Annotated in this window: 17 protein-coding genes; 11 read left to right on the top strand and 6 right to left on the bottom strand. The window is 34.3% G+C overall.

What is annotated here, in order from left to right; translation table 11 throughout:
* The first annotated feature begins 147 nt into the window (after positions 1-147).
* Both truA and SJY30_RS09435 read left to right on the top strand, forming a co-directional pair.
* Positions 148-897, top strand: a complete 750-nt coding sequence (gene truA / locus SJY30_RS09440) for a tRNA pseudouridine(38-40) synthase TruA (RefSeq protein ID WP_396631974.1) — start codon at positions 148-150, stop codon at positions 895-897.
* Positions 890-2656 carry an ABC transporter ATP-binding protein gene (locus SJY30_RS09435; protein WP_396631973.1) on the top strand — a complete coding sequence of 589 codons (1767 nt, stop codon included), beginning with the start codon at positions 890-892 and terminating at the stop codon, positions 2654-2656. The genes truA and SJY30_RS09435 overlap by 8 nt, the downstream gene beginning before the upstream one ends.
* Here the strand turns inward: SJY30_RS09435 and SJY30_RS09430 are convergent, their stop codons facing one another.
* Genes SJY30_RS09430 through folP form a run of 3 tightly spaced genes read right to left on the bottom strand, consistent with a single transcriptional unit; the run spans position 2657 to position 5118 of the window.
* Positions 2657-3454, bottom strand: coding sequence for a DUF3667 domain-containing protein (locus SJY30_RS09430; RefSeq protein ID WP_396631972.1), 798 nt, complete (start codon positions 3452-3454; stop codon positions 2657-2659).
* Positions 3454-4239, bottom strand: a complete 786-nt coding sequence (locus tag SJY30_RS09425; RefSeq protein ID WP_396631971.1) for a diadenylate cyclase — start codon at positions 4237-4239, stop codon at positions 3454-3456. Before SJY30_RS09425 ends, SJY30_RS09430 begins: the two co-directional genes overlap by 1 nt.
* Before the next feature lie 54 nt (positions 4240-4293).
* The gene (gene folP, locus SJY30_RS09420; protein WP_396631970.1) at positions 4294-5118 is read right to left on the bottom strand and encodes a dihydropteroate synthase; all 825 of its coding nucleotides are present in this window, start codon (positions 5116-5118) and stop codon (positions 4294-4296) included.
* Between the two features lie 103 nt (positions 5119-5221).
* Between folP and SJY30_RS09415 the strand changes: the two genes are divergently transcribed.
* Genes SJY30_RS09415 through SJY30_RS09395 form a run of 5 tightly spaced genes read left to right on the top strand, consistent with a single transcriptional unit; the run spans position 5222 to position 8813 of the window.
* On the top strand, positions 5222-5770 hold the full coding sequence (locus SJY30_RS09415; RefSeq protein WP_396631969.1) for a DUF1599 domain-containing protein: 549 nt from the start codon (positions 5222-5224) through the stop codon (positions 5768-5770).
* 8 nt (positions 5771-5778) lie between these two features.
* On the top strand, positions 5779-6876 hold the full coding sequence (locus SJY30_RS09410; protein WP_396631968.1) for a BT_3928 family protein: 1098 nt from the start codon (positions 5779-5781) through the stop codon (positions 6874-6876).
* 40 nt (positions 6877-6916) lie between these two features.
* On the top strand, positions 6917-7666 hold the full coding sequence (gene tpiA / locus SJY30_RS09405) for a triose-phosphate isomerase (RefSeq protein ID WP_396631967.1): 750 nt from the start codon (positions 6917-6919) through the stop codon (positions 7664-7666).
* 14 nt (positions 7667-7680) lie between these two features.
* Positions 7681-8517, top strand: coding sequence for a 50S ribosomal protein L11 methyltransferase (prmA, locus tag SJY30_RS09400; RefSeq protein WP_396635289.1), 837 nt, complete (start codon positions 7681-7683; stop codon positions 8515-8517).
* A gap of 20 nt (positions 8518-8537) precedes the next feature.
* A complete protein-coding gene (locus SJY30_RS09395) occupies positions 8538-8813 on the top strand; it encodes an ATP-dependent Clp protease adaptor ClpS (RefSeq protein ID WP_036157852.1) in 276 nt (91 codons plus the stop codon).
* A gap of 126 nt (positions 8814-8939) precedes the next feature.
* On the opposite strand, the gene SJY30_RS09390 is transcribed toward SJY30_RS09395, so the two are convergent.
* Entirely contained in the window at positions 8940-9161 is a 222-nt protein-coding gene (locus tag SJY30_RS09390) for a hypothetical protein (protein ID WP_036157855.1), read from the bottom strand.
* Positions 9162-9689: 528 nt separating this feature from the next.
* On the opposite strand from SJY30_RS09390, the gene uxaC reads away from it, so the two are divergent.
* The 4 genes from uxaC to SJY30_RS09370 are packed head-to-tail and all read left to right on the top strand — an operon-like array spanning position 9690 to position 13888.
* The gene (uxaC, locus tag SJY30_RS09385) at positions 9690-11108 is read left to right on the top strand and encodes a glucuronate isomerase (RefSeq protein ID WP_396635288.1); all 1419 of its coding nucleotides are present in this window, start codon (positions 9690-9692) and stop codon (positions 11106-11108) included.
* A gap of 42 nt (positions 11109-11150) precedes the next feature.
* Positions 11151-12128: a TRAP transporter substrate-binding protein gene (locus SJY30_RS09380; RefSeq protein WP_396635287.1), complete on the top strand. Its 978-nt coding sequence runs from the start codon at positions 11151-11153 to the stop codon at positions 12126-12128.
* A 6-nt stretch (positions 12129-12134) separates the two neighbouring features.
* Positions 12135-12593 carry a TRAP transporter small permease gene (locus SJY30_RS09375; RefSeq protein ID WP_396635286.1) on the top strand — a complete coding sequence of 153 codons (459 nt, stop codon included), beginning with the start codon at positions 12135-12137 and terminating at the stop codon, positions 12591-12593.
* Positions 12593-13888, top strand: a complete 1296-nt coding sequence (locus SJY30_RS09370; RefSeq protein WP_396635320.1) for a TRAP transporter large permease — start codon at positions 12593-12595, stop codon at positions 13886-13888. Before SJY30_RS09375 ends, SJY30_RS09370 begins: the two co-directional genes overlap by 1 nt.
* 75 nt (positions 13889-13963) lie before the next feature.
* Here the strand turns inward: SJY30_RS09370 and SJY30_RS09365 are convergent, their stop codons facing one another.
* Positions 13964-14986, bottom strand: coding sequence for a LacI family DNA-binding transcriptional regulator (locus SJY30_RS09365; protein WP_396635285.1), 1023 nt, complete (start codon positions 14984-14986; stop codon positions 13964-13966).
* Between the two features lie 74 nt (positions 14987-15060).
* On the bottom strand, positions 15061-15753 hold the full coding sequence (locus tag SJY30_RS09360; RefSeq protein WP_396635284.1) for an NUDIX hydrolase: 693 nt from the start codon (positions 15751-15753) through the stop codon (positions 15061-15063).
* Positions 15754-15964: the final 211 nt, after the last annotated feature.

Genomic DNA, 15964 nt, shown 5'->3' with positions numbered 1-15964 from the left:
TAATTATGGGGATATAAAGATTTAATTTTACAGGTAATTAATTTCTTAGAATTGATATTTTAAAGTTTAGAATTACAGCTTAATCAATTCAATGTTAAAACGTATCCTTTTTAATACCTTTGTGCGATACAAAACTAACACATCCTTTTGAGATTCTTCATTCAATTTTCATACTTCGGTAAAGCTTATCATGGTTGGCAGAATCAGCCAAATGCCATAACCGTACAAGAAGTACTAGAGAATGGTATGTCTAAGCTTTTAAATGCTAAGGTTTCACTCATGGGTGCCGGTCGAACGGATACGGGTGTTCACGCCAAAGAGATGTATGCTCACTTTGATGTTGATACCTTAGAAAATATTCAAGAATATGTTTTTAGATTAAATTCTTTCTTACCTAATGATATTGCTGTTGATCGCATATTTGAGGTGAAAGAAGATGCACATGCCCGTTTTCATGCTACGGCTAGAACCTATGAATATCATATTGATAAAAAGAAGAATCCGTTTGCTACTGATCTGGCTCATTTTGTAAAGAAAGATTTAGATATTGAACAGATGAATATCGCGGCAGCATTGTTGTTGGGTAAAAAAGATTTTGAATGTTTTTCAAAATCCAATACAGATGTTTTTACCAATATTTGTGATTTACGGGAAGCACATTGGAAGTTGGTAGATGACAAACTTGTTTTTACAATTACTGCAGATAGATTTCTTAGAAACATGGTGAGAGCCATTGTGGGAACCTTAATTAATGTGGGATTAGGTAAATACCCGGCAGACTATGTTAATACCATATTAAAAAGCAAGGATAGAACAAAAGCAGGTGTTTCTGTTCCTGCAAAAGGACTATATTTGACCTCTATTGTTTACCCCAATACTATTTTAAAGAATGGATAAGGATTCTGGCAAAGCATTTGACACTCGTCTTTTTAAACGCTTACTCGCCTACACAAAACCGTACAAAATCACTTTTTATGGCGTTGCTTTGGCTGCTATATCATTATCCGGTTTTGCCATTCTTACACCTTTGATCGTAAAACAAATCATAGATAAAGCTATTAAGGGCAGTAATGATGAGATGCTTCTTTATTTAACCATTGCCATGTTGGTAGTGTTACTTGGCCAAGTAATATGTCAGCTGGCTTTTAACTACTACGCCAATTGGTTGGGAGAATCCGTTATACGAGATGTGCGTATCAACTTGTTCAAAAAGATGCTTTCCTTTAAAATGACCTATTTTGATAATTCGTCTTTAGGGGTTTTGGTGACCAGGGCTGTTGCCGATATGCAACGAATTGGTGAAATTTTTAGTCAAGGATTTTTTGTTATTGTAGCAGACTTATTGAAAATGGTGGTTGCTGCAATGGTAATGCTTTTTATCAACTGGAAGCTTTCCCTTATCGTTTTTGCATTATTACCTATAATCGTATATGCTACAAGGTGGTTTCAAAAAGCCATGAAAGTTGCTTTTACAGAGGTTAGGGCAGAGGTTTCTAATCTAAATTCCTTTGTTCAGGAACGTATAACGGGTATGAAAATAGTTCAATTGTTTACCCGGGAAAAAATTGAGAGCGACAAGTTTAGGGAAATAAATGAAAAACATAAAAAGGCTTGGTTGAAAACGGTATGGTATAATTCCATTTTCTTTCCTATCGCAGAAATTGTTTCTTCTATTACCGTGGGGTTAATTGTATGGTATGGAGGTTTGCAAAATGTTGCCAATATTTCTACGGATATAGCAGGTACTATTTTCGCTTTTATCATGTTGATAGATTTGCTTTTTAGACCGCTTCGTCAAATTGCAGATAAATTCAATACCCTACAAATGGGTATGGTTGCAGCTAATAGAGTATTTAAGATATTAGATACCGATAGCCATATACAAGATGTAGGTTCTTTTGAAAAGGAAACCGTAAATGGTGATATCAGTTTTGATAATGTACATTTTGGATATTTAGAGGATGAAGAGGTTTTACACGGAATCTCTTTTGATGTAAAGGCAGGGGATACCGTTGCTATTGTTGGTGCAACAGGTGCAGGAAAAAGTACGATCATTAATTTGTTGAATAGATTTTATGAAATTAATTCCGGCGCTATCTCCGTTGATGGTGTGGATATAAAAGATTATGATTTAGCTTCGTTGCGATCGCATATTGCCGTAGTGTTACAAGATGTATTTTTGTTTGCCGATACCATCGCCAATAATATTTCTCTTAAAGACCCTAATATCACTGTTGCAGATATTGAGAATGCTGCAAAAGCTATTGGTGTAGATGAATTTATTTCTAGTCTGCCTGGTGGTTATCATTACAATGTAAAAGAAAGAGGTACTATGCTTTCAAGCGGTCAGCGACAATTGATTGCTTTTCTTAGAGCATACGTTAGTAACCCTAGTATTTTAATTTTAGATGAGGCAACATCTTCTGTCGATACTTATTCTGAACAGTTAATACAATTAGCTACAGATAAAATTACCCAAGGCAGAACTTCTATTGTAATTGCCCACCGTTTGGCTACGATTAAAAAAGCAGATAAGATTATTGTAATGGATGCCGGTAACATCGTAGAAACCGGTACACATAAACAGTTGCTTAAAAAAGGTGGTTACTATAGTAATCTTTATGAAGCTCAGTTCTTAGCTGAGGAGGTAGCGTAATTAAGAAGCCATTTTCTGAAAAGAGTCGGTGAAAAGGGCTAAATAGACCATCCCAATTATAAATAGCACAAAACAAACCGCAGCGAATAAAACAAGAAAGAGTAAAAGTTTTAATATGGTCTGCTTAATGGTCAAATTAAAAAGTTTGTAAAATACCCATGTGAAGAAGCCAATTTGAAATACCACATTGACTATGGAAACGTAGTAAAGCAATTTGGAATTCCATAAAACCAACATATAAACGGTGTTGATGATTATGGATAAATGAGAGTAAGCATAGATGTTTATAACAAAATGTTCGCTAAGGTTAAATTTTTTTTTATTGATAAATACAAGTCTAGAAATCAATGCTAAAAATGGAAGCATAGCTATGTAAAAGAGACTTTGGTATTTGAATAGGTATGTATTCCATTTCTTCTGAATATCTTGTCCAAATTTTTCAGCTTCGGTTAAAGACGAAGAATTTTCATACCTAAAATCAAAATCTAATGCATTAGGGAAGAATTCCGTGTACACATAAACGAATAATCCTCCAAAAGTAATTGCTATTGTAAAATAGCTGATAGGGTTTAAGTATTTTTTTCTAACACCTTTAATGTAGCCACCAATAACTTCATCTGGTTTTGTGAAAAGGTGTTTGAAAGTTATGAGAAAGGTATTGTCAACATTGAAAAATCGTTCAGTGGCATCATTGATCAGATTCTTCACTGTAAGTCTGTTCCGTATTACCTTAGCACCGCAATCAGGACAATAATTATTATCATTATCTAAGTTGCTTTGGCAGTTCTTACAATTCATTACACCAAATCTTGTTTAAGCATATTCCCTAATTGCGTGATGGAATCATACAGCACAAATTCTCCATTTTTAATGTAAGAGATGAGTCCGGTTTCCTCACTAACCACAATGCTTATTGCATCGGTTTTTTCACTGATACCCACAGCTGCTCTATGTCGTAAGCCAAAACGAAGCGGAATATTACGCTCATTGGAGACAGGTAAAATTACCCTGGTAGCAACTATATAATTTCCAACGATAACAGCGGCACCATCATGTAATGTGCTATTTTTATAAAAGATGCTTTCTAAAATTGGTTGATTGATCTCAATATTCATGCGGTCTCCCGTACTTTTAATAAAATCTAGGGAGTTGTTTCTTTCAATAACCAAAATAGCTCCCGTTTTACTGCTCGCCATCTTTTCACAGGCTTTTAGTATAGCATCTACATCGGTATCGGTAGATAAACCTTCTTGTTTTAAAAATTTAAAATGCTTTACAAAATTTCTTTTATTGGCAAAATTGGTTGAGCCTATCATTAAAAGAAATTTTCTGATCTCTTGCTGAAAAACTATGATGAGTGCAATAAGTCCGACTTGCATAAATGCACCGACCATACTGCTGATCATTTGCATATCTAATAATTCGGTCAATTTCCAAAAAGCCCAAACTATAACTATTCCAATAAATATATTGATGGCAACAGACCCTCTAACTAGTTTGTAGATGTAGTAAAGAAGTACGGCGACAAAGATGATGTCAAGAACATCCGTAATCTTAAAGTCAAGAAAATTTAAAAAATCCAATCAGTACCGTTTTAGTAAAATTAAGAAATTAGTTGACAAGAAATTCATATAAACTTAGGCATTTAATTGTTCATGAAGTTTTACACATTCCATAGCCTCTTTAACATCATGCACGCGTAGTATTTTAGCACTTTTTTGTAGGCAAATCATATGTAGAGCCGTTGATCCGTTTAATGCCTGGTCAGCATTGGTGCCCAATGTTTTGTAAATAATCGATTTTCTACTTATGCCTGCTAATATTGGGTGTTCAATGATATTCATGACTTCCATTTGATTTAAAAGCTTATAGTTTTGGGCTAAGTTCTTTGCAAAACCAAAACCTGGATCGATAATAATATCCTTTATTCCTAAAGCCTTTGCTGCCAGTAATCTTTTGGAAAAATAGTGGAGTACTTCTTTTAGAATATCTTCGTAATCTGTTTGTTTTTGCATGTTTTGTGGCGTGCCACGCATATGCATCATTATATAAGGTGCATTCAATTTTGCAACTGTAGATAACATATTCTCATCCTGTAATCCCGCAGAAATATCATTGACAATGGCAGCACCTTTTTCTATGCATGCTTTAGCAACGCTACTTCTAAAAGTGTCAATGGAAAGGATAGTATCAGGGAATTTTTCTAGAATTAAACTGACAATGGGTGTAATTCGCTTTAATTCGGTTGCTTCATCTACCTCTAAAGCTCCGGGTCTAGAACTATAGGCACCAATATCAATAAAGGTGGCACCTTCATTAAGCATTTTTTCAACCTGATGTAGAATACTAGATTCGTCTTTGTATTTTCCGCCATCAAAAAAAGAATCTGGAGTAACGTTTAAAATGCCCATTACCTTAGGCTGGTCTAGTGATATAAGTTTACCGTTGCAATTTATGGTCATTATCAATTATTATCAGGAAATTGTGGCATTTTCCAAGTTTAAACCATCTATCTTGATGGTTACAATTTTTTAAGCGAAATTTACACAAATTAGATAGAATTACATGCTAGATACGGCAAAGGAATACGATGAGGTCATTCAGGTTTGTTTAAATCTGTACCAAAAAAAAATGTCAGATTATGGTAGTGCTTGGCGCATTTTACGATTACCATCATTAACTGATCAAATTTTTATAAAAGCACAGCGCATACGTAGTCTTCAAGAAAATGACGTACGTAAGGTTGATGAAGGTGAGCGATCAGAGTTTATTGGTATCATAAATTATTCTGTAATGGCTTTAATTCAGCTTGAATTAGGTGTTGCCGATCAACCTGATTTAACTACCGAAAAAGCAGTTGCCCTTTATGCTAAGCATATTAAAATTACCAAAGAATTGATGCTGAACAAGAATCACGATTATGGTGAAGCTTGGCGAGATATGAGAGTTAGTTCACTTACAGATTTAATTTTACAGAAACTACTTCGTGTAAAACAAATAGAAGATAATAAGGGTAAGACCTTGGTGAGTGAAGGTATCGATGCCAATTATCAAGACATGATCAATTATGCGGTTTTTGCATTAATACACCTAGGTTCAGAATCAGAAAAATAATAATAAGAATGAAGTATTTAGTAGGGGTCGTTAGAATTTTTGTTGGTATACTTTTTATTATAAGCGGATTTATAAAATTGAATGACCCTGTAGGTTTTTCTTTTAAGTTAGAGGAATACTTTAGTCAAGGTGTTTTAGATCTTCCTTTTTTAACTCCGTTCGCATTAGCTATTTCAATACTTGTGGTCATCGTAGAAGTTATGGTAGGTGTATTGCTGATACTTGGGTATAAGCGAAAAATTACCGTATGGACATTGATTGCAATGATCGTGTTCTTCACTTTCTTGACTTTTTATTCCGCGTATTTCAATAAAGTGACCGATTGCGGCTGCTTTGGTGATGCCATAAAACTGACACCTTGGGAGTCTTTTACTAAAGATGTAGTACTGTTAGTTTTGATATTGATTATTTATTTCGGAAGAAAATACATTACACCGTTAGTAAATTCAAAAGTGTTGATGACCGCATTAACGGTGTCGTTTTTTGCTTGTGTAGGTTACGTATACTATGTATTAAATCATTTGCCAGTAATAGATTTTAGACCTTATGAAATAGGAAAAAATATTGAAGAGGGTATGAGTACTCCAGAAGATGCCCCAAAAGCTATTTTTGAGTACAAATGGAAGTTCAATGTAAATGGTAAAGAAGAAATTCATGTTACTACAGGAGATTATCCTACTGTAAATGGTGATTTTGTAGATGTAGAAACCGAAGAGATTCAGGCTGGTTATGAGCCACCTGTTCATGATTTTACCATAGAGCAAGCGGGCGAAGATTTTGCGGCGTCTTTATTACAAGAACCTAAATTGGTTATGGTCATAGCCTACGATTTAAGAAAATCGAACTTAGAAGAGTTCAAGAATATAAAATCAATAGCCGATAAGGCTATAAAAGCTGGATATAAAGTTATAGGCATGTCAGCATCTGGTCCTGACCAAACAAATGCTTTGATTAAAGAATATAGTTTGGATTTTGATTTTTACTTTACAGATGAAACAACATTGAAAACCATTGTTCGATCGAATCCGGGAGTATTGGTTTTAGAAAAAGGTACCATAAAACAGAAAGTACATTATAACGATATAGGAGATTTAATCTTCAATTAAGATATTACATTGAAATAATATAATTAGAAACAAAAACAACATGAGAGCAAAGATAGTAGCAGGTAACTGGAAGATGAATAAAAATTTGGCTGAGACCGAAACACTTTTAGCAGAGTTATCTGCAAAATTACCAGATACCAATGCAGAAGTTATGGTAGCGCCAACATATGTAAATTTAACAAGTGCGGTTCATGCTTTAGAAAGTTCTAAGATTGAGGTTATAGCCCAAAATATGCATTATGCTGAAAGCGGGGCGTTTACCGGAGAAATTTCTGCGGATATGTTATTGAATATCGGTATTGATACTGCTATTATCGGGCACTCTGAAAGAAGAGCTTATTTTGGCGAAGATGATGAAATTCTTTCAAAGAAAGTAACAACTGCTTTGAACAAAGGTATACGCGTTATGTTTTGCTTTGGTGAAGAATTAGAAGATCGTAAATCTGGAAATCACTTTAATCTAGTTGAGAGTCAGTTAAAGAACGTTCTTTTTGATTTAGAACCATCTGCTTGGTCTAAAATTGTTTTGGCTTATGAGCCTGTATGGGCAATTGGTACTGGTGAAACGGCTTCTCCTGAGCAAGCTCAGGAAATGCACGCATTGATCCGTAAAACTATTTCAGAGGCTTTTGATGCTACAATAGCAAACAACGTAACTATTCTTTACGGTGGTAGTGTTAAGCCAGGTAATGCCGAAGAAATTTTCTCTAAACCAGATGTTGATGGTGGTTTAATTGGTGGTGCATCTTTAGTTGCGGACGATTTTATTGCTATCATAAAAGCTATTTAAGCTAGTATTTTTAAATGAGCGATACAGTATATATTGAATACCGATTTACGGTAGAACCCAAAGATCCAGCTTCAGACCTTCTAATTGCGGAATTGGGTGAAGTTGGTTTTGAGAGTTTTATTGAAGAAGATGATGATGTTTTGGCATACATTCAAAAAACTGATTGGTCTGATGGTATGTTAAAAGATTTGCCAATTTTACATAATCATAGATATAAGTTTACTTATGACTATAAAGAAATTGAGCAGGAAAATTGGAATGCCACTTGGGAGCAAAATTTTCAACCTATCATCGTTGATGATATTTGTATGATAAGAGCTCCTTTTCATAAGGCTGTTAGCGTAGAGTATGACATTGTTATAGAACCAAAAATGAGTTTTGGTACGGGTCATCATGAAACAACCCATATGATGTTGCAGCATATTCTGCAGTTAGATGTAAAAGGGAAAACTGTTTTAGATATGGGTAGCGGTACTGGTGTTTTGGCAATACTTGCCGGTATGCGCGGCGCTACTACAATAGATGCCATCGATATTGATAATTGGTGTTATTTGAATGCAAAAGAGAATGTTGAACGTAACGGTATGGGCTTTATTTCTGTCTATGAAGGCGATGTTGCCTTTCTTGAGGGTAAGAAGTACGACTTAATTATTGCAAACATCAATAGAAACATCTTGTTGGCAGATTTACCTAGTTATGCAAAATCTCTAAATACAGGCGGTGTTTTATTGTTAAGTGGTTTTTATTCTGAGGATTTAAATATGATTTCGCAAAAATGCGCTGATTTGTCTTTAGAGTTCAAAAAAAATCTTGAACGTAATAATTGGGTTGCCGCAAAATATGTAAATTAGAGGGTATTAATTGGAATATGATGAGCACAAGAGAAGAAATTTCCGAAGAGTTACTTTTAGAAGAAGAAACAGTTCAACAGAATGAAATCGTACTTTTTAATGATGAGGTCAATACGTTTGATCATGTTATAAATACATTAATGTCTGTATGTGAACATTCGCCTGAGCAGGCTGAGCAATGTTCATTAATCGTACACTATAAAGGTAAGTGTACTGTTAAGACTGGCGAGTATGAAGAGCTGAAACCAAAATGTTCTAAATTACTGCAAGCAGGGCTTAGTGCAGAAATTGTATAAAGTATAGGTGTATAGATTCTACAAATAGTATTGAAATAAAAAAATCCCTTGAACAAATTCAAGGGATTTTTTTATTTCAATTAAACTCTTAAAAGAAATTATAACAAGTCTGTATTCCAAACTAAATTATACTAAAGGTACTCCGTTCAATCGTTTTTCAATCTTCTTCTTTTTGACTGTAACTTCTTTCATTACATCCATTAAGTTAGAATCTTTCGTTTCCTTGTATATTTCGTTAATACTTAAAATAAGTGCTTTTGCCTCTCTTGACGCTTCTACTCGGTCACTAGTAGACATATTACTCATTTTTCGACCTATAAATTCTTGAGCTTTTTCAAGTAACTCCATTTGCTTCTTTTTTTTCAAAGTTAACATAATATTCAAATTACGCAATTCTTTGTCAATTGTATATAGTTATGATACTATTAGATAATAGTATTTATGAACAATTTAACGATGTTAGGGTGTTTTGAACCCTTTTTTTCGCAATTGGCAGAGAATTAAGCGGATTTCATCTTTCAAAATCAAAAAATAAACTTTATCAATAAAAGATTTGTGTATAATTCAAGCTTATGAAGAATACCGTTAAGAATTAGATAAATATTCTTTTAAAAATTATTTTTTATCACATTTATAATCTATTTACTTGCTAAATCTGTAATTTAGGATATATTTGTGTAATCGATTACATAATTAGTTTGTTTATTTTGAATCTATAGTTTATCGCTAAATCTATCTTCAGAATAGTCAAATTGGGTTAGGTCAGTAAATTTTAATTAATCCATAATATCCATGATTTTTTTACAGGGATTAATACGGATGATATCTTGTTATTAAAGAATAGCCAAGAATTTTAAACCCTACAAATTTAAATTAATGAGTAGTTCCATTATAAAGAATAACACATTTATCAAAGAAGATTTTCTTTTAGAGAATGAATTCTCGCAGAGATTATTTCATGAATATGCATCACCAATGCCTATTATAGATTACCACTGTCATCTACCACCAGATGAGATTGCGAATAATAGACATTTTGAGAATTTGACAAAAGTGTGGAATGACGGCGACCATTATAAATGGCGTGCCATGAGGACATTTGGTATTGATGAGAAATATATTACCGGAAACGCTCCAGATAAAGAGAAGTTTCTTGAATGGGGTAAAGCAGTGCCGTACACATTAAGAAATCCGTTATATCATTGGACACATCTAGAACTGCAGCGTTATTTTAATATTGACCTGTTGTTAAATGGAGATACCGCAAATGATATTTACGACGAAGCTACTGCAAAACTTCAAACGTCTGAGTATAGCTGTCAAGGTCTAATTAACAAAATGAATGTTGAGGTTATTTGTACTACAGAAGATCCTATTGATAGCCTAGATAACCATGTCAAATTAAAGCAGAGTGATTTTAATGTAAAAGTGAGTACTGCTTTTAGACCAGACAAGGCTATTGTGATTTCAAACGATTCGTATTTAGATTATCTAGAGAAGTTATCTGCAGTTAGTAAAGTAAATATTAACTCATACAAATCTTTGTGCGACGCCCTTTTACTCCGTTTAGATAACTTTGAAGAAAATGGATGTACGCTTTCTGATCATGGTTTAAGCTATGTGCCTTTCAGAATGTTTACAGATGCCGAGATTGAAAACATTTTTCAAAAGAGGGTAGAAAATAAACAATTGTCTTTGGAAGAAGACGAAAAATTTCAAACCGCTATATTATTATTCTTGTGTGAGCAATATCATTCTCGCGGATGGATACAGCAATTTCATCTTGGCGCATTACGTAATAATAATGCTAGAATGAACCGTATTCTTGGTCCGGATACGGGCTGGGATTCTATAGGGGATTATTCGCAAGCAAGAACCCTTTCGAGCTTTTTAAATGCTTTGGATTCTAAAGACAAGCTTACCAAAACTATATTATACAATCTAAACCCTGCGGATAATGAAGTTCTAGCCACCATGATTGGTAACTATAATGATGGTAAAATAAAAGGCAAAATGCAGTTTGGCTCTGGTTGGTGGTTTATGGATCAAAAAGATGGGATGACCAGACAATTGAATGCATTATCAAATATGAGTTTAATTAGCTGCTTTATAGGAATGTTGACAGATTCTAGGTCCTTTCTTTCCTTCCCAAGGCATGAGTATTTTAGAAGAATAGTTTGTAACCTATTTGGACAAGAAATGCAGAGGGGAGAACTACCCCAAGATTTTGAATTGGTGGGTAAAATAATACAGGATATTAGTTATAACAATGCCAAGGAATATTTCAAATTTTAATCAAAAAGTATCGGTCTATTCTTATCCGTTTAAAACATTTCTATGAAAAGTATAAAATTATTACTGCTCTTTATTCTGGTAATACCCTTTTTTGGCTGTGAAATTCAAACTGATGTAAAAACATTACGTTTGGGTCACGGACTAGATGTTAGCCATTCTGTGCATAAGGCAATGGTTAAAATGAGTGAAGATTTGTTTGAAAGATCTGGTGGTAGATTAAAACTTGAAATTTACCCAAGTCAACAGTTGGGTACTGAAAGAGAGTGTTTAGAACTATTGCAAATCGGTAGTTTAGATATGACGAAAGTATCTGTAGGTGTATTAGAAAATTTTGCTCCCAAAATGAAGGTGCTGGGACTACCATTTCTTTTTAGAGATCGTCAGCATTCGTTCAATGTGCTTGACGGACCAATTGGTGAAATGCTGTTGAACGAAGGAGAGAAATATTGGTTAAAGGGCTTAGGATATTATGATGCCGGCAGCCGTAGTTTTTACACGATGAACAAACCAATTGAAAAACCTGAAGATTTAGTGGGTGAGAAAATAAGAGTTATGGAAAGTGCTACGGCCGTAAATATGGTTAAGGCATTAGGTGGTTCCCCAACACCTATTTCATGGGGCGAGTTATATACATCCTTACAACAAGGTGTGGTAGATGGTGCCGAGAATAATCCACCCAGTTTTTACCTTTCTAGACATTATGAAGTTTGTAAGTACTACTCCTTAGATGAACATACCGTTCTGCCAGATGTTTTATTGATAGGTACATATGCTTATGATAAGTTGAATGAACAAGAGAAGAAATGGTTGAATGAATCAGTAAAGGAATCTGTAAAATATCAACGTATTCTTTGGGCTGAGGCCGAGGCGGAAGCTTTGCGCGAAGTGCAAAAAGCAGGTGTTGAAATTACGAGACCAGATAAATCTCTTTTTGCAGAAAAAGTAGCAGGTATTTTTGAAAGCTATAAAGATGATAAAGAAATATACCCGCTTATCAAACAAATTCAAGAAACCAAATAGTTTACTATGCGAAATAAAATAGATTCCGTTTTAGGCAAGGCACTAGTACTTATTATGGCCGTCATGGTCATCAATGTACTTTGGCAAGTTTTTACACGATACGTAACCGGCAACCCTAGTTCATTTACAGATGAGCTAGCACGTTTTTTAATGATTTGGATCGGAGTACTGGGAGCTGCATATGTTTCTGGTAAAAATTTACATGTTGCGATAGATATTCTACCGCTTAGGCAAACTGAAAAGACACAGAAAAAATTAAAGATAATAGTCACCATATTAATTATACTATTTGTTTTGTTCGCCTTTGTAATAGGTGGGTCCAGATTAGTATATATCTCTTATGTGCTAGGGCAACAATCACCGGCGCTGCAATTACCTCTTGCAGTGGTCTACCTTATAATTCCAATCAGCGGTTTGTTGATTATGTATTACAAAATATCTGACCTCAAAAATATCAACTCATGATGGAGCATTTACCGATTATTGTTTTAGTACTAAGCTTCATATGCTTATTGTCTATTGGTACTCCTGTAGCTTGGAGTATAGCAATTTCATCTTTACTGACCATGTTGGTTAGTATACCTGCAATGCCTGCGTTTACAACGGTATCTCAAAGAATGGCTACAGGTCTGGACAGTTTTGCCTTGTTGGCGATTCCATTTTTTGTATTATCGGGCGAGCTCATGAATAAGGGAGGTATAGCCCATAGGCTCATCGCTTTTGCAAAGACATTGGTAGGTTCTTTTCCTGGCGGATTGGCATTAATAAACGTCATAGCGGCTATGTTAATGGGGGCAATTGCGGGATCAGCAATGGCATCTGCTTCTGCTATGGGTAGTATCTTAGGTCCTGAGATGGAAAAAGAAGGCTATTCTAAAGAGTTTGGGGCAGCGGTCAATATAACTTCCGCAACAACCGGTTTAATTATACCTCCAAGTAATGTATTAATAGTTTATTCTTTAGCCAGTGGTGGTGCATCTATTGCAGCACTGTTTCTAGCGGGATATATCCCCGGAATAATGACGGGATTATTTCTAATGATCGTAGCAGCTTTCTGGGCAAAAAAGAAGAAATATAAAGTAGGAAAACGAAGTAGTTTAAAAGAAGTAGGGAAAACGTTTATCGATGCTTTACCTAGTCTTTTTATGTTGGTTGTGGTTATTGGTGGTATTGTTACAGGAATCTTTACGGCTACAGAAGCATCTGCCATTGCGGTATTGTATAGTCTAGTTCTTGGCTTTATTTACAAAGAGATCACCTTGCCAAAATTGCCTCAAATTTTATTGGATTCTTCTGCAACAACGGCAATTGTAATGCTATTGATCGGGTCGTCTATGTGTATGTCTTGGGCATTATCTTATGAAAATATTCCCCAAGATATCAGCTCCGGACTTTTAAGCCTAAGTGATAATAAGATTGTTATTCTTTTGATCATTAACTTATTGTTGTTGTTTGTGGGTATTTTTATGGATATGACCCCTGCTGTGTTAATCTTTACTCCCATATTTTTGCCAGTGGTCACTAAATTAGGTTTGGACCCTGTTCACTTCGGGATTATAATGGTATTGAATCTCTGTATTGGCTTATGTACACCACCTGTCGGGTCTGTTTTATTTGTTGGGGTAGGTGTGGCCAAAACAACCATTGAAAAGGTATTTAAACCCTTGTTGCCGTTGTTTATAGCAATGATTATTGCACTTTTCTTGGTTACTTATATTCCGCAATTAAGCTTATGGTTACCTAGCTTGTTTGATTTGTAGCATATTGCTAAGCTATTGATAAGCATACTTAAAGTACACGGAGGATAATTAAAATCTGAAATTGCAGTTTATCAACTATTTGGTTTTATTGGATGATTTTCTAACAACCAATTTAGCAGGGAGTACTACCTTTTTTTGCGTCTTTGTAGATTGCTTATTTTCAATCTGATCCAAGAATACTTTAGCGGCCATTTTACCCATTTCTACTGGTGATTGGTCAACGGAGCTGATAGATGGTTCTAAAAACTGAGTAAATGGTTCATTACTAAATCCTACAACACTTACATCTTCTGGTATTCTTATAGATTTGCTCTGTAAATATTTAACCGCACCTAACAATCCGTTATCCGTAGAAGAGAAAATAGCATCTGGTGGTACGGGTAGTTGCATTAACTTTTTAGCAGCTTCTTTACCTGCCTGCATATCATTTTTTAGTGTTATTACATAATCGCTGTTATACGCAATACCGTGTTTTGAAAGTGCATCTTTATAACCATTAAAACGGTTGTTATATAGTTCGATATTTTGATCTACGTTAAAATGGGCAATTCTTTGGCAGCCTTGGTTTATTAAATGTTCAGTAGCATCAAACCCACCTTGGTAGTCATCAATGGTTACTGTGCTAATACCATCAAAATTTAAAACACGATCAAAAAATATAAAAGGCGAATTTTTTTTGAAAACCTGATTTAATTGATTTTTGTTCTTATTTGTAAACGAGGTAGAAACTAGAATACCGTCAACTTGTGCATTTATTAAATTTTGAAAAATCTTCTTTTCCCGATCACTTTCTTCATGTGTTTGACAGATGATGACATGAAAGCCTTTAGGGTAGAGCTCTTCTTCAATGCCTCTAATTACTGATGCAAAAAAGTTTTTATTGATAAATGGCACAACCACACCAACATTATTGCTTCTACCACTTTTGAGAGCAACGGCAAGTCTATTTTGTTTGTAATTTAATTTGTCGGCTGTGGCAAGAACCAAATCGCGAGTTTTTTCGCTTATTTTAGGATTGTTGTTCAACGCCCTAGAGACAGTAGCTGCGGTTATTTTCAGCTCTTTTGCAATATCGTAAATAGTGGCTTTCTTGCTCATAAAAAAGTGTAGAACGAATTTACGATTATTGAATCATAAATTGTTTCTGAAAGGAGCTTAAAATTAACGGGTAATTAGATTTTAAAACAAAAACCTTCTTCTACCTTTTTTTGATATTTATCCTCATCGAATTCAAAAAGAAATGCTCCTTTTTTGGATGAGCTCATATCCTTTTCATTCAGTTTATTTAAAAGATCAAAAGAATTGAATTTGTTGATAAAATTCCTTTTATCCAATTCGGTATCTAAAATAGCTTCGTACATTTTTTGAAGTTGGCGCATTGTAAACTTTTCGGGCAAAAGTTGAAAACCAATAGGCTTATTGGATATTTTGTTGCGTAGTGATGCAAGAGCATCTTTAACCATTTTATTATGATCGAATATGAGATCAGGTCTATCTTTAATATCGAACCATTTAATGGGGTTATCTTTTAAAAGATCCTTACAATGATGTGCTATATCTATAAGTGCAAAGTATGAAACAGATATTGTTCTTTCTTTTGGGTCACGGTCCAATTTAGAATAGGTATGTACTTGTTCCATATATATGTCATGAAGACCGGTTAGACGATTAAGAATTCTTGAAGCTGCTTTATTTAAATTCTCTTGTTTTTTAAGAAAACCACCAATTAAAGACCATTCGCCTTTTGCTGGCTCAAAATCTCTTTTAACAAGTAATATTTTTAATTCTTCTTGATAGAACCCGAAAATAATACAATCTACAGCAAGTAAGACTTTGTCTTCTTTGCAATATTTGTTCAAACCCATGTTTTAATTTTTGTAGGTCTAAAATAGCAAGATTCTAAAGAATTGAAGTTTTTAAATAATTAATTACAACTAGATTTTAACGCTACAGAGGTCTATTTTTATGGGTGTTATCACCATTTGTCAATTTTTTTTATGACGAATTAAAGTGTTTTATTACGCTTGATAAAAACCTATAATTTGTAGATATACACAGGCGCTTGCGATTTTTATT

Origin of the sequence: Maribacter sp. R86514, from assembly GCF_044597005.1 — a bacterium.
GTDB lineage: Bacteria > Bacteroidota > Bacteroidia > Flavobacteriales > Flavobacteriaceae > Maribacter.
This window is presented reverse-complemented; position numbering and strand designations above follow the sequence as displayed.